Origin of the sequence: Mycobacterium riyadhense (genome assembly GCF_963853645.1) — a bacterium.
GTDB lineage: Bacteria > Actinomycetota > Actinomycetes > Mycobacteriales > Mycobacteriaceae > Mycobacterium > Mycobacterium riyadhense.
This window is the reverse complement of sequence record NZ_OY970456.1, coordinates 3227238-3250461: the sequence shown is the minus strand read 5'-3', so window position 1 is coordinate 3250461 and position 23224 is coordinate 3227238. Positions and strand designations below refer to the sequence as shown.

The following is a 23224-nucleotide window of genomic DNA, read 5'->3' as shown; positions in this document are numbered from 1 at the left end:
ACCGCGGGCTCGGTATCGCTGACGGTGAACGCCTTGAGGTAACAACTCGAGACGCCTACGCGGTGACGATGGTGGTGCTTCGCGATCCCGGCGAGGTGTATGTGCTGCGGCACACGTTGGGGCCGCGGATGCTCGCCAGTCCGTCGACCGGGTGGGTCGAGCGGATCGATCCCGAGTCGCTACGGCCACTGGAACGTTCACCGGAACTAGCCGCGGGGCCGTTCTGGCCCGGCGGACTCGCGGCCCACGCCAACGGCTCGCTGTACACGGTGTTTGGACGCTGGTGCCATCGACTGGCGCCGGACTGCTCGGTGATCGAGCGGCGCGAGCTGCCCCAGCCCCGCCCGTACAACTCCTTCGTCATCCTCGCCGATGGGACCATCGCCACAAAGGATTTCGATAGGAAGAACGACTCGCGGGGAGCCCGGCTCTCGTTGCTGGAACCCGAACGCCTGCAGCCGCGTTGCGCAGAGGTCGAGCTGCCCGAGCGAACGATCGCACGGCTGTCCAGCGACGGCCACGCGATTTACGTGGTAGGTGTAACCACGACGTACCGTTACATCTGGGACCCGGCGGCGGAACGACTGGAGCTCGATGACAGCTGGGTGCTGCGCTACGGTGGCCGACCGGACCAGAGCTACGGCTGGGATCCGGTGGTGGACGGCGGCCACATGTGGTTTCTGAACAACGGCGAACACACCTACACCCATTCGATGCTCGCCGCCGGTGTGGCGACCAGCGCCAATCAGCTAATCCGTGTCTCCCTAACGGACGCAACCGATCACGAGTTCGTCGACATCTGCGGCATCGCGCGGGGTGCCGTCACCAACCCGCCGTTGTACGACCCACAGCGCCGGATCGCACTGGGCTACGACTCGGCCAACGCCGTTCTCGCCGCCTGGCGCCTCGGCGATGCCGGCCTGGAACGCCTGTGGCGGCGCCCGTACGCCACGGCCAGCCACATGGTCCGATTCGCCGACACCGGCGAGGTCGTCATCAACGACTTTCACGCCCGTCTCCCCGGACTACGCGGCCATCGTCTGCGCCGACTGATGGGGTACGGCGGGCCGTTGTTGAACAATCGGCGGGTGCGCGCGGCAGGGGCGCGCCGCTGCGCAGACCATGTCGTGGTGCTCGATATCGAAACCGGGCATGAACGTGCGCGCGCTGCGGTCCCAAGCCTCTTCCAGGGTGTCGTGTTTCCCGCGGTCGGATGGAATCGCGATCTGTACTATCCGACTTTGTGCACCCTTGCGCGAGTGGGTGTGGTCTGATCGCAATCCGGTTGAGGCAGAAACGATCTACATTCGCGGCATGGGACGCGAGAAACACCAAAATTGCTGACGTCCCGTCGTATGTTAGAGAAACGATGAGCAGCACCGATGTCGAGCAGGTCCTTCGCAAACAGCGGTTGCGTTCATTGCAGGCCGGATCCATGCTTCGCGGCGGAGTGGTCATCATCATGCTTTTGGGGATGGTGATCGACACCGATCCGACTCGATGGCCCGCGCAGATTGCGCTGCTTAGCAGCTACGCGCTCATCGCGATATGCACGCTGACAGTGGCGTTTTCTGCGGCAAAGTCGCGCTTTACCGGTGACAAAGCGTTACTGACTTTCGCGTTGGTTGACGTCGCGGCGGTGTTCGGCTTCAAGCTGTTGTCGCCCGGCGGATATATTCCGCTGTTGGTGATGGCGTTGCTACCGAGGATGGTGGCTGTCGAGTTGTCGGTGCGACGGGCCGCCACCGTGCTGGCTTGTAGCCTTGCGGTATTTACCGCATCGGTTCTGCTGGACCCGGTGATCGCACCACGTCTTGGCGCAGGGATAACGGCGCTGATCGTGCTGATGTACGGATTTATCTGCGGCACAGCTCTATTGGTGGTGATTTTTCGGCTGCGAAATGTCGACGAAATGGCGAAACTGACGAGGTCCCGCGATGAGTTACTCGCGCAGACGATGACCGCCTCGGAGGCCGAACGCCGGCAGATTTCAGAATCCATCCATGACGGACCGCTGCAAGATGTGCTGGCCGCACGGCGTGATATCGCAGACTTCGTCAAGGTCTCCCCCGATGCGCCTCTCGAGCACGCACTGGCGAGCCTGCAGGACGCTTCGCGGTTGCTGCGCGAGGCGACCTTCGAGCTACACCCAGCCGTACTCGATCAGGTCGGCTTGGCCGCTGCCGTCGAAAAGCTGGCGTCGGTTGCGGCGGCTCGCTCGGGAATACTGATCACAACCGACACTGATTACCAGGCAGCCAATGCGATCGACCCGATCCTGTTCGGAGTGGTCCGCGAGTTGTTGGCCAACGTGACCCGTCATTCGCAGGCCAGCAGGGCATCGGTGAAACTGGCAGTCGCCGGTGACGTGGCTCGTATCGATGTGGTAGACAATGGGATTGGTATCAGCCGTGACGCCGCGGCACGGCGTCTCGCACAGGGACACATCGGTCTGGCCTCGCATCGGTCGCGCGTGGAAGCCGCCGGCGGCACGCTAACCATCGTCAATGAGCCCGTCGGGGCACACGTGCGCGTGGAGCTGCCGCTACGGCACTGACGCCGCACCTCGTGGGCGCGAGTGGCACTACGATCGCTACGAATCTGAATCTCGCTGGGCGCCAGACAAACTCGTGACATGACGTGCAGAATTAGCAGAAGAGCGCTCCGTCAATTGGGGGGCGCAAATTCATCCTCTGTGTAGCCGGTCAGCCGATGCGCATTGCCGTCTCGCCAGGGCATCTTAGTTATGTGGTTGTTATCACTTATTACTCGGAACGTGAACTCAATAACCCATCTGAGCGCAAACGCAATTCCACAGAGTCGGCCCGTTTCGCAAAGGGGGACCCGTGTCCTATGTGATAACCGCACCAGAAATGCTGGCGGCGGCGAGCGACGACTTGCGGGGTGTCGGCTTTGCCTTAACTGCCCAGAACGCCGCCGCAGCCGGCCCTACGACCGGGGTGATTCCCGCTGCCGCAGACGAGGTATCGGCATTAACCGCAGCACAATTCGCCGCGCACGCCCAGATGTATCAAGCGTTCAGCGCCCAGGCCGTAGCGATTCATGAACTGTTCGTGACCACCCTGCGGGCCGGAGCCGATTCGTACGCGGGGACCGAGGCCGCGAATGTGGTCGCGGCCAGCAGTTAATTGGCCAGAGGATCAGGAATGGATTTCGGAGCTTTACCACCTGAAATCAACTCGGGCCGAATGTATTTAGGCCCTGGGGCCAGCCCGATGCTGGCGGCCGCAGCGGCATGGGCGGAGTTGGCCGACCAATTGCACGCGGCTACGGCCTCGTATGCCTCGGTGATCTCTGGGTTGACCAGTGGGCCGTGGCTGGGCCCCACATCGACAGCGATGGCGGCCGCGGCGGCACGGTATGTGACATGGTTGAGCGCCACGGCCGCGGAGGCTTCGCGGGCGCATGTCCAGGCCAATGCGGCGGCTGCTGCCTACGAGGCGGCGTTCGCCATGACCGTGCCGCCGCCGGTGATCGCGGCCAACCGTGCGCTCCTCATGTCGCTGATTGCGACCAACTTCCTCGGTCAGAACACCCCGGCGATCGCGGCCACCGAAGCGCTCTACGCCGAGATGTGGGCGCAGGACGCCGCGGCCATGTTCTGCTACGCCGCCGTCTCGGCCGCGGCAACGACATTGACACCGTTCACCCCGCCGCCGGTGATCACCAAGGCGGTCGCGCTGGCCGGGCGGGCCGCCGATGTTGGCCAGGTCGTCATGTCGGTGGGCGCGGGAGTGATCGCTACGGTGCCCCAGGCGCTGGATCGGCTCGCGTCGTTCACGCCACCGCTATGGGTCTACAACTTCCTGGAGTTCCTTTCCGACATGGCGGCGTTCGGGACTACGGCTGCGCAGATTACAGGTGCGTGCATGTCGGCCATGTCCGCTGTGAACGCGGTGGCGACCGCCGCCGCGGCGCCGGCGAAGGCGTTGGGTTCGGCTACGGGCGGGCTCAGTTCCGCAGCCGGCACGATGCGTTCAGCGGGTCTCGGTGCGCGACCGCCGGCGATATCGGCGAGCCTGGGACATGCTCCGTCGATCGGCCACATGTCCGTGCCGCCGAGCTGGACCACGATGGCTTCGCCGAAGGGGCACGGCGCGGCTGGGTTGCCGGCTACCCGACGAGGCGGCGCGCCCATGGTCATGGAAGGGGGCCCGGGAATGCCCGGGATACCGATGGCGACGGGCGCGGGTCGCGGCGGTGGCGACTCGATTCCGCGATACGGATTCCGGCTCACCGTGATGATGCGCCCGGTTGCAGGCGGATAACTGGGCGGATAACTGGGCGGATAACTGGGGGCGGCCTTTCAGCGCACCTCAGCGGATCGTCATTCCAGCAGTCGGCGCCGCATCGCCTCGGCGACGGCCGCTCCCCGATCGGAGACACCAAGCTTCTCGTACAGGCTCTGGACATGCGTCTTAACCGTGCTGGTTGCCAGGTGAAGTTGCGACGCGATCTGCGGAACCGACATCCCGTCTGCCATCATCTTCACCACCTGACTTTCGCGCTCGGTCAACAACGTCGTCGCTCCCCTGGCCCGCCGTTTGACTTCGCTCGCCAACCCTCCGGCTATCCCGGTGGGCAGGTACGCCTCGCCGCTGGCGCACTTGACCACGGCGTTCACGATTTCGTCGCTATCGGATTCCTTGGTTAGATACCCCGAAGCGCCCTCGGCCAGAGCCTTGTACACAACCGAGCTGTCATCAAAGGCACTCAGCAACACCACGTGCGTGGGCAACCCATCACGGGTAATCGCGTGAGTGACTTCAAGGCCATCCAGCTCGGGCATCTTGTAGTCGAGCAGGGCTACCGCCGGTCTGAGTTGCCGGATGGCGTCCAGGGCCGCGCGACCGTCCGCCACCTCGGCGACGACGTGCACCCGCCCGCTGGACTTCAACGCGCGCACCACACCTTGCCGCGTTACCGGATGATCGTCGGCCACGACGACTGTGACTCGAGTGGGGTCGGCCATGGGTTGCTCCAAGTGCTCGCTGCAAAGCTTGCTGGCCCCGGCCGAGGGGCGGACGGGCGCCTCCTCATTGTTGCTTCCCGGTCCGAATGGCGTGGCAATTTGCTCGCTTCCGGTCACGCAGTTACTGGATGTTGGGGTCACAGGACGACTCTGCCGCACGGCGGCCACGGATGCGCTCATCGGCTGGCGCGGGTCACTTCGACGCGATGTAGATCGGGTCCCAGCTCGATGCGCCCGTCGAAATGTGCCGCAGCGCAGGCCCGCCAGGCCTCCTCTTGACCTGGTGCGATCGGCGGTACGCAATGGGTGAGCACCAAAGTGCCCACACCGGCGCGCGCGGCGGTTGCAGCCGCCTCTTCCACCGAGGAGTGGTAATCGCAGATGTCTCGGATGCGCTGTAGGGGCAACGCTTTGACGAGATCCTTGCGAATCACGGTGTGCACCATGGCATCCGCTCTGCTGGCCAGTCGGTCAAGGCCTTCGCACGGCACCGTGTCGCCGGCCAACACGACCGAGACGCCGTCGTGCTGGACACGAAACGCGATCGTCGGACACACAGGGCGGTGGTCCGTCGGCGCCACCAAGACACGAACTCCGTCCCGGTCCCAGACAATTCCGTCGGTGTGTTCGTGCACCTCGACGGCCGGCGGCTGGGTCAGGTCGGCGTGGTGAGCAATCCGATAGCCGATATCGGCGCCGAAGGCGGCCAACGTCGCCTCCACCATCGCGGCGGTTCCCGGTGGACCGATGATCGGCAACGGCGCTGCATCGGGGCCAAACGTGCTGACCCACCGGGTGATCAACACATCACCGAGATCAGCGACATGGTCGCTGTGCAGGTGGGTCACCAACAGCGCGGTCAGCGCGTTGGCGCCCAGACCGACGGCGGCGGCGCGTTGCAGCACTCCCCTGCCGCAGTCGACGAGTAAAGCCTGACCACCCGCGCGCACGAGTGTGGACGGGCCCGCGCGCAGCGGATCCGGGATCGGGCTGCCGGTGCCCAGCAAAGTAACTTCAATCACGCCACAGGTATGCCACAACTGCTCATCCCGGCGCCAGTGCCTCCGGTGACCCGATCATGGTCGGCCGAACCGCCCCCGCGGCGGCCCGCGAGGTACGGTGCCGCTACGAAATATATACCGCGACAGCATGTTTCGTAGATGTGAGATGGCTTGCAGCGTTTCCTTGCGGTAGCGAGGACCTCCCGATCCTCCTCCAAAAGGGGGAGAGAAGTTCATCCGCCAAATCCGGCGTTCATCCGACAGATTTGTCGCGATTACCAGCCGATAGTGGGCAGTGCGGCGAGCAACTGCTTGCCGCGAAATCCATGCGGAATAGGGGAATCGAATGAATGACACCGCCCACCGGATGAGCAGGCGGACACACAACGAGTCCGGGCGTGCGCGGTCTTGGCTATCGGTCGCCGCGTTGGTGTTGGCGATGACCGCGGCCGCTGGCGCCCTGAGCCTCGCGGCCCCCGCACAGGCCCGCGCGGACGCCTGCGCCAGTGTTGGCGGCCGCCACGTCTCGGTCGGCGGGTGTACGGATGTCGCCGGTACCGTCGAACAATACGTACCGCCGCCGGCCTACTACCCGCCGCCGTCGGAGTCCGCACCACCCCCTCCGCCACCAGACCCGGCCGGCTACGCCAACGTCTGTGCCAACGTGGGCCGCCACGTCAGCGTCAGCGGGTGCGTCAGCACGGGCTAGTGCCCGTCCCGACGCCCGCGAACTGTTCGAGAAGGGAAAGATGATGACGGAGCCGCGCCAGGTGATGCGGGAAAGTCTGCCGATCGTGGATCGCAAGCATGTTGGCTTGACGACGTACGACGCCAAGGATCCCAACACGACGTATCCGCCGATCACAATGCTGCGCCCGCCGGCGGGCGCGCCCAACGTATTGATCGTGCTGCTCGATGATGTGGGATTTAGCGCGTCCTCGGCATTCGGCGGACCTTGTCATACCCCCACCGCCGAGCGCCTCGCCGCCGGCGGCCTCAAGCTCACCCGATTCCACACCACCGCGCTGTGCTCGCCCACCCGTCAGGCGTTGCTGACCGGCCGTAACCACCACTCCGTCGGCGCGGGCGGGGTCACCGAGTTGGCCACTTCGGCCCCCGGATACAGCAGTGTGCGGCCAAAAGACAAGGCATCCATCGCCGAAACTCTGCGGCTGAACGGGTATTCGACGGCTCAGTTCGGCAAGTGTCACGAGGTTCCACCGTGGGAAGTTTCCCTGGTCGGACCGTTTGATCAGTGGCCGACCGGTGCGGGATTCGAATATTTCTACGGTTTCGTCGGGGCGGAGGCCAATCAGTATTACCCCGGGCTCTACGAGGGCACGACCCCGGTCGAGCCGCCAAAGACACCCGAGGAGGGCTACACACTCACCGAAGATCTCGCCGATCGCGCGATCACCTGGGTGCGCCAGCAGAAGGCGCTGGCCCCAGACAAGCCGTTCGTCATGTACTTCGCGCCGGGCGCCACGCACGCCCCCCACCATGTGCCGGCGCGCTGGTCCGACAAGTACAAGGGCAAATTCGACGACGGCTGGGACGTGATGCGGGAGCGGATCTACGCGAGACAGAAGCAACTTGGTGTGATACCCGAAGGCGCAGAATTGACCAAGCGCCACACGGAGATCCCGGCCTGGGACGACATGCCCGCCGATTTGAAACCGGTGCTGGCGCGGCAAATGGAGATCTACGCCGGCTTCCTAGAGCAAACGGACCACGAGGTGGGTCGTGTGGTCGACGCGATCGCCGATCTAGGTGTCCTTGACGACACCTTGATCATCTACATCATCGGCGACAACGGCGCCTCAGCCGAGGGCACTCCGCTTGGCTGCTTCAACGAGATGACCACACTCAACGGGTTAGGTGGCATCGAAAGCCCGGAGTTTCTGCAAAGCAAGATTGACGACTTCGGAACGCCGCGCGCCTATAACCACTACGCCGTGGGCTGGGCACACGCATTGTGCACGCCCTATCAGTGGACCAAGCAGATCGCGTCGCATTGGGGCGGTACTCGAAATGGCACGGTTGTGCACTGGCCCAATGGGTTTGCCGAGAAAGGCCAGTGCCGCCACCAGTTCCACCATGTGATCGATGTGGCCCCCACCATCCTGGAAGCGGCCGGGCTACCCGCGCCGATGTCGGTCAACGGAATTCAGCAGGCACCGATCGAAGGCGTGAGCATGTTGGCCACGCTGCGTGACGCCGAAGCGCCCGAAAACCACGATCTGCAGTACTTCGAATGCCTGGGCAACCGCGGCATCTATCACAAGGGCTGGATGGCGGTCACCAAGCACCGCACCCCGTGGTTACTCGATGCGCCCGCGTTCGACGACGACGAATGGGAGCTCTACGGACCTGACGACTGGACCCAGGCCCACGACCTGGCCAAGGACCATCCGCAGAAGCTGGCAGAGCTGCAGCGGCTTTGGCTCATCGAGGCCGTGAAGTACAACGTGCTGCCGCTCGACGACCGTTCGTTCGAGCGCTTCAATCCCGATATCGCCGGGCGCCCCAAACTGATTCGCGGAAACCGGCAGCTGTTGTTCCCCGGGATGCGGGTCAGCGAAAACTGCGTGCTGGGACTGAAGAACACATCTCACTCGGTGACGGCGAATGTCACCGTCCCCGAAGCAGGTGCCAACGGCGTGATTATCAGCCAGGGCGGTTTGGTCGGCGGGTGGGCGCTGTACGCCTATGAAGGCCGGCTGAAGTATTGCTACAACTTCCTGGGCATTCACCGGTTCATGGTGGCCGCCGACGAACCGATCCCGGCAGGCAACCACCAAGTCCGCATGGAATTCGCCTACGACGGAGACGGTCTCGCCAAGGGCGGTGACGTCACCCTGTATTACGACGGCGTCGCCGTCGGCAAGGGGCGCGTGGACATCACCCAGCCGATGGCCTTTTCCGCCGACGAGGCATGCGATGTCGGGCGCAGCACGGGTTCGCCATGCGCACCGGATTACGAGGCGACCGGCAACGCGTTCACCGGCGAAATCGCCTGGGTACAGCTGGAAGTCGGTGGCGACAGCCAGGATCACTTGATCAAGCCGCAGGACCGGCTGCTCGTCGCCATGGCCAAGCAATAGGCGCGGCTGGACATTTACAACGTCGCGACGACCAAGAGCTTCAATTGGTCCCGGGGATCGACTCGCACCGGCACCTCGGCACCGACCTTGATGTGCGGGGCGGTCGACAGCTCTAGCGCGATGCGCCGTGCGGCGCGGTATGGGTCGCGGTCCGGCAAGTGCACGTCCAGCACCAGCTCATGCCAGGTGCCCAGCATCGTGGTCGCGACGTTCTCTCGGATGCCGATGATCGTTGCGACACCCACCAGGCCCTCGCGCATCAGGCGTTCCCGATCGGCGTTGAGCGCGTTAAGTTCGGCCGAGGTGTCAACCACTTGCCGCTTGTCGGACCGCGTGACCCGCTGGCCCGCATTGGCTTTCCTCGCTCGCTGAAACCAGCCCACGAATGCCAGTTAACCAGCTTGCCGTGTGCGTCATCGTCGAACCCACTTCGTGGCCGGTGTAGCGTTGCCGCACATGTTTCGCATGACGGTTCAGGACGTGTTCTTCATCCGTGGTCGCGGGGCGGTGGCCACCGGCCGGGTGGAGTACGGCGAACTGAGGGTCGGTGATGAGGTGCGAATCAACGACGGGCCGGGCGTCAGGGTCGACGCGATCGAGGCATTCCGCAAAAAGTTGGACACCGCGACCTCGGGCGACAACGTTGGCCTGCTCTTCAAGAAGCTCACTACGAGCGACCTCGCTGCCGGAGATGTGATCACGTCGGCGGGCGTCTTTCTCGCATAGTCCGGGCAGTCGCCGCCATTGGGTGAGGTGTTGTTGGGATCGGTAGCCGCCCAACGGGTATGTACTTGCCGCAATAACGACGCCATCGAGGCGACAGCTCAGGAAAGGAAGACCGCAAATGAAGATCGTGCCCGCCAGCATCGAAGAAAAGATCAACCGTGTCGATCGCCAATACAGCCTGGCCATCGGGATTGGCAGCGCCATCCTGGCCGCTTGGTCTCTGTTCCGCGTGATCTGGCTGCTGTACATCTCGATGACGTTCGGCTGGTTCGTGGGTGCGTTGGCCTTCCAACTCGTGCTCTGGGGCGTAATCGGTGCGGTCGCTGCCGTCGCGGCCATCGGGTTCCTGACCCGCTACACCAAGGGGCCCGGCTCTGAACGTGTGTGATGTCGCGACATAGCGCCAATCGGTCCGGACTGTGCTCGGGTTCGGGCCGAATGGTCGTCGCGTCAGCGTTCGGTGATACGGCGCAGCGTGCTGTCGAAGAGTGCGTCGAAGGACTGTTGATGGCCGTCGCTGGCGGTACCGGTCAGGACTAACCCGGATGTGCGTGCGTAGGAGTAGTAGTCAATCCGGGTCGCGTCGGCGGGGTCACCGCCGATTGTGGTGGTGATCGAATACCGAAAGCGTTGCGGCCCGGTGGAGGGGTGCGCGTCTTCGAGGATGCGCACTGTATAGGAGCCGACGGCGGCGCTGCTGAAACGCAAACACCGCGAAACCAGGCCGGTGAACGTGTCAAATCCGGCCGGATCGAATTCCCGGCCGACCATCAGGCGGATGTCCCTCCGGTCGGCGACCTCTGGCGGATCGGCGGGGTCGTGCCCGAAGACCTCCGCGGCGTCGAAAGCGCCGGTCGAGGCCACACCCACCACCGAGAAGCACTCGACCGGGTCAAAGCCCAGCCCTTCGTCGGATACGTGATATCTCAAGTAGCCGAACGTATCCGACAGCTCCTTGATTTCGCTGACCGTCCAAGAGGCCGGAAATTCGCCCTCCTTCGGCAGCAGATCCGCCAACTGCTGGTCGCTCAGCGCGGCCAGCTTCGGGGCCAGCCCCTCGGGCCCGGACGGGCCCCGGTTTCGCCAGCCGTCGAGCACCGATGGTGCGGTGATCAGCACTGCGGCGGTTGCGATCACGCACAACGCAGCGGCGATCGGCCACGCCCGGCGCGGCTTGCGGAGTCGAGACGCACTGTTCATAGCCCGCGCAGCTTTGTCAGCGTGTGGAACGCGATCTGCTTTACCTGGTCGAGTTCGGCGCCCTCCATGTAGATGGTGCATTCCAACAGGACACCGCGCACGGCGTAGTAGGAGACATGGTAGGTCGACGAAGGGTCGTGGCTGCCGATCGTGGTGAACGTCCTGGTGACTGTGACGGCGGCGTCGGCGCCGTCCGCCGATCGGGCTTCTACCTGGCTCGTAACGTTGCGCTGGTCCTTGACCTGGCCATCCAGAAAGTAGTTGGTGACTCGGTAGGCGCCGCATTGGTCCAGCCATTTCAAGTAACTCGCGATCCGGGTCGGGCCGTCGGGAACGACCCAGATCGCAAACCGCGCATTCGGCCCGTGTTCGCGACCTTCCCCAGTCGCGGCAGCGTCCGGGGGTGGAGCGTCCTGCACGAACACCTGGGCGTACCGATCGACTTGGACGTAGGCGGCCAGCGCGCCCCCGGAATGATCGAGGATTTTCGGGATGCTCCCGCATGTCTCCGGCGCATAAACCGCCGCCGGAGCGGGACTTGGCTGGGCCGCCAACGCCTCTGCGGGCGACGGTGCGGCTCGCTGCAACCGCCCCGTCAACGAGTACCCCCAGTCAGCCGGGAAGTCGGCGCTGGCCGGCAACGCCGTCGCGAGAGCCCAATCCGTTCGAGACGCCAGGCTCGCCGTTGAGCTGGCGGCCCGACTTGGGTGCGGTGCGGTCACCAGCAAGGCCAGGCCGCAGGTGCCGAGAACGGCAAGAGCGATAGCGCTCACCACCCGCGGCCACGGTTGGCCAGCCGTCGCGGACCGCATCGTGCTCCTCCCCGCGGGGCCGGCCTGCGCGGCGTCCGCATTGCCACCGGGGTCGTCGGCGTACACATTAGCGCGGTGCAGCGGCGATTCAGCTCAAGGACACAACGGCGTTGATCGGCTCTGTTGAGTTCGCCGCGATTGGCGTATCGTCCCCAGTCCATGGCTGATGCGATTCATTTTGTCGACGCGAACGGGCTGAAGTTCGCCTATCTCGAGGAGGGCGCTGGGCCACTGGTGCTCATGCTGCACGGGTTCCCGGACACGGCGCACACCTGGGACGATCTTCGTCCGCGAATCGCCGCCAAGGGATACCGCGCAGTCAGCCCATTCATGCGCGGATACCACCCGAGCGCAGTGCCCAACCGGGATCCCGATCAAGAGACATTGGCGCGCGATCCACTTGCGTTGATTGACGCACTCGGCGCCGGTGACGCCATAGTGATCGGGCACGACTGGGGAGCCTCGGCCGCATACGGCGCGGCTGCGCTCGACCCGGACCGGGTGAAAAAGCTGGTTGTCGTCGGCATTCCGCACCCCGCCGCGCTCAAGCCATCACCGAAGAAGCTTTGGGGCGCCCGCCACTTCGCGGTCTACAAGCTGCCGGGGGCGCCGAAACGTTTCGCGCGCAACGACTTCGCAGCGCTTCCCGCGATCTATCGGCGTTGGTCGCCGACCTGGAACCCCGACTCGAGCGAGTTCGACGCCATCCGCGCAAGCTTTTCCAACCCGGCGAGCTTGAACGCGGCATTCGGCTACTACCGAAAGCTCTCCCCCGTCCCGTCGGCGTCACTGAAGACGCGAATCACGGTGCCGACGGTGGTGTTCGCGGGGCTCGACGATCCGATCGTTGCGCCTTCGGACTATCGGGGTGCCGCCCGAATGTTCAAGAGTGACTACATAGTTGAGGAGGTTCCGGGCGGGCACTTCATGCACCGGGAGCACCCCGAAACGTTTGCCGAGCGGCTTTTGACTCACCTCTGATCGACGCGTGGCTTTGGTGTGATCTTCAGCGCGTAGGCCGGCCAGACGTCCAACGCGTCGGGGAAGGTGGCCGTGATGCGATCGTCTGCGTGTTCGTGTTCCAAGACGCCGCCACCTAGCAGCTCGACCTTGGTATCCGAATCGCCCGAAATGCCACGTATACCGATGCGACGCTCCCCCGGCGCCTGCAGCATCGTCGCGTACAGGGCGTCGTCACTCTGGGTGAAACGCACCTGGGTGCCGTCGGTGGTGGTAGCCTCGGCCCTCACCCAGGGGCGGGTACCGAAGTAGGCCTCACCGGTCACGTCGAGCCACATTCCGAAGTCGGTGAGCAGCTTTGCCTGCAATTCGGGGATCGTCCCGTCCGGGTACGGTCCGATGCCGAGCAGCAGATTGCCGTTCTTGCTCACCAGGTCGGCGAAGGAACGGGCAAGCTCGGGCAGCGACAGCATGTCGTCGGGACCCTCCATGCGGTTGTTCCCGAAGGAGTGCCCTACCCCACGGGTCGACTCCCATTTGTATGGCTTGATCGCGTCGTACTGCGTGTATTCGGGCGTGCGAAAGTCGTAGTGGAAACCGGTAGGAAAATCGAGAACCTTGACGCGGTCGGGGAGATACTTCCAGACTGCGCTCGCCAGGCTGAGGCCACGCATCAGCAACGGTCTCGTCCCGCGACCCGTCGGCAGCCGCAGCTGGGCCCAGCGGTCATTGATCACCCCGTCGGGCACCCGGTCGTAGTAGTAGGTGAACAGCTCGGCGAGGTCGGCCTGTGGCGGGTACCCGATGTCGTTCCACAGCACTGAGGGCTGGTAGCGATCGACCAGCTCGCGGACGTGATCGCTTGCGTACCTGGTGTATTCGTCGGTCTGAACCAGCGAGCCGGCCATGCCGGCGAAGTCGGTAATGGTGGCCGGGTTGAATGTCCAGTCGTACCCGCCCGAGTAATACAGCCCCATCTTCAGGTCTCGGTCGCGCACCGCGGTCGTCAGGTCACCGACGAGGTCACGGTCGGCATGCCAGGAATCCTTGTGTGGGTTGGGATGTCGGCTCGGCCACAACGTGAACCCGTCGTGATGCTTGGTGGTGAGAACCACGTAGCGAGCCTGCGCCCGCGCGAACAAGTCGGCCCAGGAGGCTGGATCGAACTGGCGCGCGGCGTCGTTGAACATCGGCTTGAAGTCGTCGTAGCGGAAGTCCGGACCGTAGGTCTCGAGGTGATGTCGTCGCGACGGGCTGCCGGCGATCTGAATCGTATTCTGGTACCACTCGGCATATGGGTTGTGCTTGAGCCAATACGCTGGTCCCTTCGTTGCCATGAGTTCCCGGATGTCGGCCTCGAGCGGTGCCCAGCCAGGAACCGAATATAGGCCCCAGTGGATGAAGATGCCGTATTTGGCGTCCTCGAACCACTGGGGCACGGGACGTGCGTCAAACGACTGCTTAACGCCGCGAATCGATTTCACGCGCTGACGAGCTCTGGGTGAAACTTTGCGACCATGCGGCGTATCCCGTCCCGCCAGTCGACGGTGGTTCCGCCGCCGATAAGTTCGTGCAGCCTGGTCACGTCGACGGGGTTGCCACGCAGCGCTTGTTGGCTCTCGTCGAATACCGGCTCGCGGCCGACCAGCGTGCCGATATAACTACACCAATCCTGGATGCTGACGATCTGGTCGCCCGCCCAATTGACGGTGGTGGCCGGAACTGACGCCGCCGCAAGCAGTTTGGGGATGGTCGCGATGATGTCGTCTTCATGGATCGGGTTGTAGCGCGCCGGTCCGCCGGGCGGGACCGGGATGGCGATCCCGGCCAACATCATCTCCATATGGAAGTACGGCCACCCGCCGTTGTTTCCGTACGGAACGTTGAGCCGAGCGATCGTGGCGGGAACCTCAAGGGCGCGCGCCATCGATCGTGCGACGGCCTCCCCGGCGATCTTGGAAATCGAATACGTGGGGAACAGCACCTTGTGGTTGTCGCCTAAAGCGGCACGCTCGGTCCGCGGTTCGTCGCCGGGCGGGTCGTAGACGGCCGCCGACGAGCAATGCAGAAACGCCTTCAAGACAGAGTCGGCGCAGCAGTGGGCCATCAACAAACCAACCGACTCGGCATTGGCGCCCAGATCCTTGTCCCAGTTGCCGCTCTTGGCCACCGCCAAGTTGAGGACGTAGTCGAAATCCGAAGGGATCGAGCTGAAGTCGCCGGCGGTCAGGTTCACCGACTGGCACCGAACGCCCGCTTGCTCGAGGCTGGCACGAGCGGCGGCGTCGGTGAAGCGGGCAATACCCCAGACCTCGTTGTCGGATGCCAGGGCCATGGCTATGGGAGCGGCGACCTGGCCGGTGACCCCGGTGATCAGAATCTTCGAGGCGCGCATGCGCCGATGTTATGCGGCTCGCTCTGCGGCCCGACCGTCAACCGGGGTTGCCGGCAGTCCCATCGGTCCCGTCGAAGCCCGGGTTTCCGTCGGGACCGGCAGAGCCGTTATGGAATGCTGCCCCCAAGCCCAAGCCGGCGACGCCTCCACTACCCGCGTCGCCGCGCGCGCCGCCGTCGCCGCCGACACCGCCGTTACCGCCGATGCCTGACGCGCCATGCTTGCCGAGCAGGCCGCCGCGTCCGCCGGCGCCACCGTGACCACCGGCACCGCCGTCGCCGCCGTCGCCGCCGTTGCCGGCGTCGCCACCGTCGCCGCCGATACCGCCGGTAGCCGACCCATTGGGGGCACCCGCGCTACCACCCGCGGCACCGTCGCCCCCGTTGCCGCCCAGGCCACCGGCGCCGCCAGCCCCACCGGCGCCGCCGTGTCCGCCGACGCCCCCGTTGCCGGCCAGCAGCCCACCAGCACCGCCGTTACCGCCCGCGCCTCCGGCGGCTCCCAGACCACCTTGCCCGCCGGCGCCGCCAGCCCCGCCGGATCCGCCATTGCCGCCGAAGGCGTCGTCGATGGAGCTGTATGCCGCGAGCGTGGACGACGAATCGACCGGGTTGTGGCCACCGCCTGCCCCGCCGGCACCGCCGCCCGAAGCGCTGCCGCCATAGCCGCCGACGCCGCCGATGCCGCCGTCACCGCCGTTACCGACCAGCAGCCCGCCGCGCCCGCCATTGCCGCCGGCGCCACCGGCGCTGCCGCCGTGACCGTCCAGGCCGCCGCCACCGTCACCGGCGTGACCGCCCCAACCCGCGGCGGCCACATTGTGGCTTGTGCGCGCGTAGCCGGCCGCGCCGCCGTCACCGCCATTGGCGCCGCCGGCGCCGCCGTCACCGCCGTCGCCTCCGTTACCGGCCTGGGCCCCGGACGCCAATGTTGCTCCGTCAGCCCGAGTGGCGTCGGCGTTGCCACCACTACCGCCGCTACCGCCGTTGATGCCCGCGCTGCCGGGTTGCCCTGGACCGCCCTTCCCGCCGAGGACGGTGCCGGCCTTGTTGACTTGATTGCTGCTACCTGCTGCGCCATTCAGGTTTGGGTCGGTTGCGGGTGGGGGGTTGACTGCGTCCGCTCCGGTCATCCCGGCGCCGCCGGCGCCCCCATGACCGCCTGCGCCCCACAGCCCGGCATCGCCGCCGGCGCCCCCGCCGCCACCGGTGGTGGTGACCGACGTCGCGTTACCGCCGTTACCGCCGTTGCCGCCGTTACCGTACAGCCAGCCGCCGCTCCCGCCGGTCCCGCCGTTCGCGCCGGCGCCGCCGGCCCCGCCCGCACCACCGTTGCCGATCAGCCCGGCCGCGCCGCCGGCACCGCCGGCCTGGCCGGCAGCGCCGGACCCGCCGGTACCGCCATTGCCCAACAGCATCCCGCCAGCCCCGCCATTTGCGCCGGAGCCCGGCGCCGCGTCGGCCCCATTGCCGATTAGCGGGCGACCCACGAGTGCCTCGGTCGGCGCGTTGATCACGTTGAGTAGCTGCTGCATTGGCGATGCGTTGGTGGCCTCGGCGGCTGCATAGGTCGCCGAAGTCGAATTGAGGGCCTGGACGAAATGGTCGTGAAACGCCGTCGCCTGAGCGCTTAGCTGCTGATACGCCTGGCCGTGCCCGGAGAAGAGCGACGCCAGCGCTACCGACACCTCGTCGGCGCCTGCGGCCAATACTGCCGTGGTCGGGGCAACTGCCGCCGCGTTTGCCGAACGCAGTGACGAACCGATCCGCGCTACATCCGCCGCTGCCGTCGCCACGATCTCCGGGGCGACCAACACGAACATTCTTCGACCCCTTATGTTCGATTGGATTTCGTTACTGAGTCGTTATTCGGCTCACCTATTACTTTCGGCTCCGTTTGGCGGCGCGTGTATGGGACAAATGGCCGATTTTGTGGATGAAATTTCCTCCCCTTTTTGAGGGAGTAGGCATCGCGTATCCGTCGACTTTTGCGCATTTTGCTCAGCGCGCGTGGTAACGTCCCCGCATGGCCTCCAAGGGTCGCATCGACTTGCGGCTCGCCAGCCGGGTATTGCTGCTGCAACTTGTGCTCGTGACGCTGACGCTGGTCGTCGCGTTTGGGCTGTTTGCGCAGTTCAATCGACACCGGCTGGACCTTCAGTACGGCGATCATGCGTTGGATATCGCTCGCGTTGTGGCCTCCTCCCCAACGGTTCTTAACAACATCTCGCGCTACGACGACAGTGCGCTGATCCTCAGCCCCGAGTTGGTCGACGAATTGGCGACCGGTCCGCTGCAAAGCGTCGCCTCACGGGTTGAGCAGCGCACCCATGTGCAATTCGTCGTCATCGCCAACACACACGGCATCAGGCTCGCGCATCCCCATCGCAGCGAGCTGGGTCGCACGGTCAGTACCGATCCCGCCGAGGCGCTTGCCGGACACGAGCAGGTGGTCCATCAATCCGGCACCCTCGGGCGCTCGATTGTCGCCAAAGTGCCAGTCCTGGAACCGGGTTCGGATCGTGTGCTGGGGATGGTCAGCGTTGGCATCTCCACGAAAGCCTTTGACGTACAGTTTTCGCACAATCTTCGAGTCTTGGCCCCGCTTGGCGGCGCGGCCCTGCTCATCGGCGTCGGCGGCGCTGTGGTGCTGGCCCGGCGCTGGCGGGGACTCACCCTGGGTCTGCGGCCCGCCGAAATGGCAGAGCTGGTACGAACGCAGGCGGCGGTGCTGCACGGGATTGACGAGGGTGTGCTTGCAGCCGATACGACCGGGAGCATCACCCTCGTCAACGACGAGGCGTGTCGGCTGCTCAAGATCGGCAACGAACGGGGGCGCCGCGTTGACGACGTCGGGTTGACCCCGCGAGTCCTCGACGTGTTCAAGGCCGCCGACGCAGCGCCCACGTTGGCCACCGTCGGTGAGCGGATCGTGGTGGTCTCGGCGCGACCGGTCGCCCGCGACGGGCGGGAGTTGGGAACCGTACTGGTGGTGCGGGATCGAACCGATATCGAGTCGTTGACGCGGCAGCTGGACGCCGTGCAGGTGATGAGCACGGCGCTGCGCGCACAGCGCCATGAGTTCGCCAACCGTCTGCATCTGTTGAATGGGCTGTTGCACGGCGGTCACGTCGAGGAGGGGTTGCAGTATCTGGAGGAGCTCCTCGGTTCGGGTCCGTTGGGATCTTCCCTCGCGGGAATTGACTCCATCCGTGACACCCACTTGCAGGCATTCCTGGCGGCTAAGGCCGCTGCCGCCCGCGAAGCCGGCGTGACCCTGAAAATCGGGGAGAACACCTGGGTGTCTGGCCGGCTGGAACTGCCGGTGGACGTCACTACCGTGGTGGGCAACTTGGTCGACAACGGGATCGATGCCGCCCGAATAAGCGCCAACGCGACCAAAGAAGTGGAAGTCGAACTGCTGCAAGACGGTTCGACACTGCATGTGACGGTAGCCGACAGCGGCGACGGCGTGGGGCCCGACTTCGTCGAGCAACTATTCACCGAAGGCAGGACGACAAAGCCGGACTCCGGGATACCCGGCGGGCGCGGCATTGGGCTTGCGCTGTCGCGCCAGATCAGCCGTTCCCTCGGTGGCGACCTCTGGCTGTCGAGCCCTGGCAATCCCGACGCACAGCTCGGACTATCCGGTGCGGAATTCATTGCCCGGCTGCCGGGCGTGATGGCAGAGGAGGAGCGATGGGCGGCGCAGACCTGACCGTGCTGGTGGTCGACGACGACTTCCGCGTCGCCAATTTGCACGCCGGAATCATCAATGCCATGCCCGGTTTTACGGTCGCCGCTACCGCGAATACCCTCGCGGCCGCGCGAGCGGCCGAGCCCGTCGACCTTGCCCTGGTCGACGTATACCTCCCCGACGGATCCGGAATCGACTTCGTACGCGAACTGCGCGGTGACGCTATGGTGCTGACCGCCGCAACCGAGGCCGACACGATCCGCGCTGCCTTGGCGGCCGGCGCCGTGAGCTACCTGGTCAAACCGTTCGCCACCACCGACCTGGCCGCCCGGTTGTCGGGCTACGCCCGCTACCGCAAGATCCTGGCCGGCCCAAATCTCGGTGCGGGCGACGTAGACGCGGCACTGGATGCGTTGCGCCCCAGAATCGCTCCCGTTCAGTCGTCGGCGACCGCGGCCTCGCCCACCAAACAGCTTGTGCTGCAGGCTTTGCAAGCATCTGAGGCGGCAATGTCGGCGGCGGAGGTGTCCGCGACCATCGGCATATCAAGGGCGACAGCCCAACGCTACCTCGCGGCGTTGGCCAACACCGGTGAGGTCAGCGTGGGGCTGCGCTACGGCACCACCGGCAGGCCTGAGCAAGAATTCGTAGCCAGGGACATCGGGGCCCACCGATCCAACCGAGATGCCAACCGTTGACTGTCAGGGCATGGCCAGCCCGGCGAGGCGCTGAGCGAGAAATCGTCCAGAGTGCTCAAAACGTCTTGGTGCAAAACATCATTCGTGTTGCAATAGCCTGGCTGATACGCAAGGACCGAGATGAAGATCCGGCCGTGCACTCTTCCCGAGACCAATGCCAGACGTCCTCCGGTGCGATGCAGTATCGCGGTGGTAACGCCGGGAAAGAGTGACATCATTGCGAAGTGATCGGCGCCGGTGCCGTCTAACCGGGCGACGGTTGGGTCGATCGCACCGAGATTGGACGTGACGACGGTGCTTGGGGTGCCGGCGGCCACGCTGACCAAATTCCTGACCAGACGCTTGGGTAACAGCGGAACGAGGGGCATCAAGGCCCAGCGTTCGTTGGGCACCTCCCGGTGGCGGATCAGCGCTTGCTTGATTGTGGCTCGGATCTCGCGCAGGTCCGTGGTTCTGGGGACACGCTCGACGGTGATGTCGACATTCGTGACCGCGTTGGCCCGGGTGTCGCCTACGGTGCGCTCGTTCACCGGCATCGCCAATGTGAGCGAGCCGTCCGCGGCCACCCGTCCCACTCGGTGGGCGAGGCGGGCTGCCACCGCCGCGAACAGCGCATTGCTGGTCGCGCCGCGGATGTGTGCGCAGATGTCCCAGTCGTCGGCATCCACAAAGACGGTTGCCATCGCCAGCGTGACGGCTTCGTCCGGCGTGGTGGGCCGCGCGGGTAGTGGCGCGGCAGTTGCCGCACGCGCACGTTCGCGCCAGGCCAGTCGTGCCGCGGCGGCGACGGCGCGGCCGAAGCCGGGAATGTCGCGCACGGTTTGACGGATGTCTTCGCGCACTATCGTCGACCGCCGACGTGACCCGGCGGCGGGCCAGCGGGCCGGGACGCCGCGACCGACCGCTGCGTCGGCCAACGCTTGGCACAACCCGAGGCCGTCGGCCAGGCAATGCGAGATAACCAGGCTTACGCCCGTGCCGCCGTCGGTGAACGGCAGGGCCGCAAGGTGCCAGGCGGGCCCGTGCTCGGCATCCACCGGCGAGCCGGCTTGCTCGGCGAGCCAAGCGTCGAATTCTGCCCGCGGCCGGGCCGTGGCGACGATCTCGAGTTCGGGCACGCGATCGGGAGATACCCAGCGATGCCGACCGAACGGCAATGGCGACCGTTCGATGCGGCGGCACAACCGTCCCCGCTGCAGATGATGATGGAACCGCCGCAGGCCGTCGAGGTCGACCGCGCGGTTGTAAACCCAGGCACATTGCAACAGGCCGGTAGCTCCCGTTGCTTGCTCCCCGAGAAACATGGCCTGGTCGGCCAGATCGATTACATTGTCCATATTCTTATTCGTTGCTTTCGTTAAATTTGTCATTTCGTGACGCTGGGCATTGGAAAGGAGCCGAATACTAAGCTGGCGGCGGCCTCGTCGATCTCGGTATAGGTTTGCGCAATCTGGGTGAACGCCGAGCCGGTCCGCATGAGCTCTTGCTGGGCCGCCTGGTTTAGCGCCAGCAGCGCGGCGGCCTCTTCGTGAAACGCCATTGCTGCCTGCGCCGAGACCTCGTCGGCCCCGGCGGGGGCGAGTCCGATCATCGACATCGACGCCTTCGCGGCCTGCTCTAGCGCGTTGGTACCGATGTTGACGACTTGTTCGCCAATGTCGGCGACGACTGGTTGAAATGACATTGATTGCATTTGGGTACTCCTCGATGGCGTAGCGCCGAGGTTTTCTGCTTGGCGGTGAAAGCGGCGGAATGGCCATTGGTGAATGGCTTCGGCTGGCACCAATTCAACGGCGCTGTGGTGCGGGTGTCGTGCTTGTGGGCGATAGTGGGACTAAGCGGCGATTTCCTGGTTTTGCGCATTGTGCTCACGGGTGTGGGGGTGGTTGGGTGGGTCACAGTTTTTGCGGGTGAGCCGATGCTGAGGGGGCTTAGAATTGATTGCATCGTGGTGCGCATCGGGCCGGTCGGTGCGCAAAATTCGGTAGGAGCAGCAGCTAGATGGATTCGATGTCCCACGACCCGGCCGCGGGCGACATTGGTTCGCAATTGGTCGACATTGGGAGCCAGGGTTTAAGTGCTGGTTCGACGGCGGCGATGTCGGTGTTGAGCGGGTTGGTTCCGGCCGGTGCCGAAGAGGTGTCTGCGCAGGCGGTGCTGGCGTTTGCGCAGGAGGCCGCGTCGATGTTGGCGTCGAATACCGCGGCGCAAGAGGAGTTGATGCGCACCGGTACGGCGTTGAGTGATATCGCGCGGATGTATGGCGATGCCGATGACAATGCCGCGGGGGCGGTGGCGTTTAGTGGGTCGGCGATTACCCGGTCTGCAGGGGCCGGGGGGTCGGGTGTTGGTCGTGGTGTGTTGGGGGCGGGGTCGTTGGCTGCCCAGGCCGAGGCGGTGGCGCGCACGCCGGTGGTCTCGCAGGTGGTCGAGGCGTCGTCGTCGCCGGTGGCGTCGGCGGCTGCCAATGCCGGTTCGTCGGCGATGGGTGGTGCGGCTCCGTTGGGCAGCGGGATGGGTGCGGGGGCCCCGGCAGGCGGTGCCGCCAAACCGGGGTTGGTCTCGGCTACCGAACCCGAGGAGGACGACCAACAGCGCCAAGACGGCAGCGAGCTACAACCGGGCGAACGCCTGACCTAATAGCATCGGGCCGCGAACCGAATCATCCCCGGGTTTCTACTCAATGCCCGGTAGCGACACCATCACCGCTTTCGCCCGCGGCGCAGCCGCCGGCTGGTGCCGGTCTCCTACGCTTGCGCTGTTACTCGATCCTGAAGGAGGGATGCTGTGACCAGCCCCGACATGGCCACAATCTTGCGGCAGATGAAAGTCCCAGAGCAGATGACCGGCAGCAAGGCGCTGCGTGACTTCTTGCTCATCCATGTCGACGACGATGAGTCGCTGGCGAGGCCGGAACGGCTCAAGCAGTTGAATGGGCTGCTCATCCTTTCGCACCTAGAGCTCGTCAACGCCCTCGGGGTCCTGGAAGAAAGAGCCACTGAGCAGCATCTCCAGAGGTTCCGGAATGACATCAAGAAATACCGAAAGCGTAGATGGTTCTAACGTTGCGAGGCTCGTCGTAGCCTGAGCTGTGCGGTGGATCGTCGACGGGATGAACGTGATCGGGAGTCGTCCGGACGGGTGGTGGCGGGATCGACACCGGGCGATGGTCACGCTGGTGGACATGCTGGAGCGCTGGGCTGCCGCCAATAAAGACGCAGCCCGGGTGGTGGTGGTCTTCGAGCGGCCGCCATCAACCACCATCGGGTCGTCGGTGATCGAAGTAGCGCATGCACCCAAGGCGGCTGCCAACTCGGCCGACGACGAGATCGTCCGGCTGGTGCAAACCGACGACCAACCGCACGAAATCCGTGTCGTGACATCGGACAAGGCGTTGGCCGACCGGGTGCGAAGCTTGGGCGCCTCCGTCTACCGGGCAGAAGGTTTCCGTGACCTCATCGACCCACGTCGCGCCAAACCGGCTCAGCGGCCGGGTCAACGCGGGCCGGCTTAGCCCGGCTGTGTCGTGATGTCGAACTCGACCCGTTCGCCGTTCACCTCGGCGACGCGCATGTGGGCGACGTAGTGCGCTCCTTTCGGGCCGGTGAAGTCACAATCGAACCGCACGCCGACCTCCGC

At 65.2% G+C, this 23224-nt stretch carries 24 protein-coding genes; 14 read left to right on the top strand and 10 right to left on the bottom strand.

The features are described from left to right. Positions 1-62: 62 nt before the first annotated feature. The 4 genes from AADZ78_RS14660 to AADZ78_RS14645 all read left to right on the top strand — a co-directional run bounded on the left by AADZ78_RS14660 (position 63) and on the right by AADZ78_RS14645 (position 4289). Positions 63-1274: a hypothetical protein gene (locus AADZ78_RS14660; protein WP_085253538.1), complete on the top strand. Its 1212-nt coding sequence runs from the start codon at positions 63-65 to the stop codon at positions 1272-1274. A gap of 95 nt (positions 1275-1369) precedes the next feature. Next, on the top strand, positions 1370-2557 hold the full coding sequence (locus tag AADZ78_RS14655; protein WP_085253539.1) for a sensor histidine kinase: 1188 nt from the start codon (positions 1370-1372) through the stop codon (positions 2555-2557). Positions 2558-2846: 289 nt separating this feature from the next. Beyond that, positions 2847-3149, top strand: a complete 303-nt coding sequence (locus AADZ78_RS14650) for a PE family protein (RefSeq protein ID WP_085253540.1) — start codon at positions 2847-2849, stop codon at positions 3147-3149. An 18-nt stretch (positions 3150-3167) separates the two neighbouring features. After that, entirely contained in the window at positions 3168-4289 is a 1122-nt protein-coding gene (locus AADZ78_RS14645; protein ID WP_085253541.1) for a PPE family protein, read from the top strand. Positions 4290-4348: 59 nt separating this feature from the next. On the opposite strand, the gene AADZ78_RS14640 is transcribed toward AADZ78_RS14645, so the two are convergent. Together AADZ78_RS14640 and AADZ78_RS14635 are read right to left on the bottom strand one after the other, a co-directional pair. After that, the gene (locus AADZ78_RS14640) at positions 4349-4993 is read right to left on the bottom strand and encodes a response regulator transcription factor (RefSeq protein ID WP_085253556.1); all 645 of its coding nucleotides are present in this window, start codon (positions 4991-4993) and stop codon (positions 4349-4351) included. Positions 4994-5169: 176 nt separating this feature from the next. After that, positions 5170-6015, bottom strand: coding sequence for a ribonuclease Z (locus AADZ78_RS14635; protein ID WP_085253542.1), 846 nt, complete (start codon positions 6013-6015; stop codon positions 5170-5172). Positions 6016-6340: 325 nt separating this feature from the next. On the opposite strand from AADZ78_RS14635, the gene AADZ78_RS14630 reads away from it, so the two are divergent. Next, the gene (locus AADZ78_RS14630; RefSeq protein ID WP_239656271.1) at positions 6341-6703 is read left to right on the top strand and encodes a hypothetical protein; all 363 of its coding nucleotides are present in this window, start codon (positions 6341-6343) and stop codon (positions 6701-6703) included. A gap of 43 nt (positions 6704-6746) precedes the next feature. Continuing rightward, the gene (locus AADZ78_RS14625; protein ID WP_085253558.1) at positions 6747-9098 is read left to right on the top strand and encodes an arylsulfatase; all 2352 of its coding nucleotides are present in this window, start codon (positions 6747-6749) and stop codon (positions 9096-9098) included. Between the two features lie 14 nt (positions 9099-9112). Here the strand turns inward: AADZ78_RS14625 and AADZ78_RS14620 are convergent, their stop codons facing one another. After that, on the bottom strand, positions 9113-9412 hold the full coding sequence (locus AADZ78_RS14620; protein ID WP_239655150.1) for a hypothetical protein: 300 nt from the start codon (positions 9410-9412) through the stop codon (positions 9113-9115). Positions 9413-9554: 142 nt separating this feature from the next. On the opposite strand from AADZ78_RS14620, the gene AADZ78_RS14615 reads away from it, so the two are divergent. Both AADZ78_RS14615 and AADZ78_RS14610 read left to right on the top strand, forming a co-directional pair. Further along, entirely contained in the window at positions 9555-9824 is a 270-nt protein-coding gene (locus AADZ78_RS14615; protein WP_169726432.1) for an EF-Tu/IF-2/RF-3 family GTPase, read from the top strand. Between the two features lie 118 nt (positions 9825-9942). Beyond that, a complete protein-coding gene (locus tag AADZ78_RS14610; protein ID WP_085253544.1) occupies positions 9943-10212 on the top strand; it encodes a hypothetical protein in 270 nt (89 codons plus the stop codon). 62 nt (positions 10213-10274) lie between these two features. Here the strand turns inward: AADZ78_RS14610 and AADZ78_RS14605 are convergent, their stop codons facing one another. Together AADZ78_RS14605 and AADZ78_RS14600 are read right to left on the bottom strand one after the other, a co-directional pair. Next, a complete protein-coding gene (locus AADZ78_RS14605) occupies positions 10275-11024 on the bottom strand; it encodes a hypothetical protein (RefSeq protein WP_085253545.1) in 750 nt (249 codons plus the stop codon). Next, a complete protein-coding gene (locus AADZ78_RS14600; RefSeq protein WP_085253560.1) occupies positions 11021-11836 on the bottom strand; it encodes a hypothetical protein in 816 nt (271 codons plus the stop codon). The genes AADZ78_RS14605 and AADZ78_RS14600 overlap by 4 nt, the downstream gene beginning before the upstream one ends. Before the next feature lie 159 nt (positions 11837-11995). Here AADZ78_RS14600 and AADZ78_RS14595 point away from each other — a divergent pair, with 159 nt between their 5' ends. Beyond that, a complete protein-coding gene (locus AADZ78_RS14595; protein WP_085253546.1) occupies positions 11996-12817 on the top strand; it encodes an alpha/beta fold hydrolase in 822 nt (273 codons plus the stop codon). On the opposite strand, the gene AADZ78_RS14590 is transcribed toward AADZ78_RS14595, so the two are convergent. Genes AADZ78_RS14590 through AADZ78_RS14580 form a run of 3 tightly spaced genes read right to left on the bottom strand, consistent with a single transcriptional unit; the run spans position 12808 to position 17013 of the window. Continuing rightward, the gene (locus AADZ78_RS14590; protein ID WP_085253547.1) at positions 12808-14280 is read right to left on the bottom strand and encodes an alpha-L-fucosidase; all 1473 of its coding nucleotides are present in this window, start codon (positions 14278-14280) and stop codon (positions 12808-12810) included. The two genes, AADZ78_RS14595 and AADZ78_RS14590, sit on opposite strands and share 10 nt — an antisense overlap. After that, positions 14277-15191, bottom strand: a complete 915-nt coding sequence (locus tag AADZ78_RS14585; protein WP_085253548.1) for an NAD-dependent epimerase/dehydratase family protein — start codon at positions 15189-15191, stop codon at positions 14277-14279. Before AADZ78_RS14585 ends, AADZ78_RS14590 begins: the two co-directional genes overlap by 4 nt. A gap of 37 nt (positions 15192-15228) precedes the next feature. Next, positions 15229-17013: a PE family protein gene (locus tag AADZ78_RS14580; protein ID WP_085253549.1), complete on the bottom strand. Its 1785-nt coding sequence runs from the start codon at positions 17011-17013 to the stop codon at positions 15229-15231. 203 nt (positions 17014-17216) lie between these two features. On the opposite strand from AADZ78_RS14580, the gene AADZ78_RS14575 reads away from it, so the two are divergent. Continuing rightward, a complete protein-coding gene (locus tag AADZ78_RS14575) occupies positions 17217-18908 on the top strand; it encodes a sensor histidine kinase (RefSeq protein WP_204903396.1) in 1692 nt (563 codons plus the stop codon). Further along, a complete protein-coding gene (locus tag AADZ78_RS14570) occupies positions 18890-19585 on the top strand; it encodes a response regulator (RefSeq protein ID WP_085253550.1) in 696 nt (231 codons plus the stop codon). Before AADZ78_RS14575 ends, AADZ78_RS14570 begins: the two co-directional genes overlap by 19 nt. On the opposite strand, the gene AADZ78_RS14565 is transcribed toward AADZ78_RS14570, so the two are convergent. Together AADZ78_RS14565 and AADZ78_RS14560 are read right to left on the bottom strand one after the other, a co-directional pair. Continuing rightward, a complete protein-coding gene (locus AADZ78_RS14565) occupies positions 19501-20922 on the bottom strand; it encodes a hypothetical protein (protein ID WP_239655152.1) in 1422 nt (473 codons plus the stop codon). The genes AADZ78_RS14570 and AADZ78_RS14565 overlap by 85 nt on opposite strands. A gap of 29 nt (positions 20923-20951) precedes the next feature. Further along, complete coding sequence (locus tag AADZ78_RS14560) at positions 20952-21269, bottom strand: PE domain-containing protein (protein ID WP_239656594.1); 318 nt, start codon at positions 21267-21269, stop codon at positions 20952-20954. A 317-nt stretch (positions 21270-21586) separates the two neighbouring features. Between AADZ78_RS14560 and AADZ78_RS14555 the strand changes: the two genes are divergently transcribed. The 3 genes from AADZ78_RS14555 to AADZ78_RS14545 all read left to right on the top strand — a co-directional run bounded on the left by AADZ78_RS14555 (position 21587) and on the right by AADZ78_RS14545 (position 23099). Further along, positions 21587-22225, top strand: coding sequence for a PE family protein (locus tag AADZ78_RS14555; protein WP_204903397.1), 639 nt, complete (start codon positions 21587-21589; stop codon positions 22223-22225). Between the two features lie 147 nt (positions 22226-22372). Further along, on the top strand, positions 22373-22648 hold the full coding sequence (locus AADZ78_RS14550) for a hypothetical protein (RefSeq protein ID WP_085250261.1): 276 nt from the start codon (positions 22373-22375) through the stop codon (positions 22646-22648). A gap of 28 nt (positions 22649-22676) precedes the next feature. Next, positions 22677-23099 (top strand): NYN domain-containing protein, encoded by a 423-nt coding sequence (locus AADZ78_RS14545; protein ID WP_085250260.1) that lies wholly within the window; start codon positions 22677-22679, stop codon positions 23097-23099. The last annotated feature ends 125 nt before the right edge of the window (positions 23100-23224 follow it).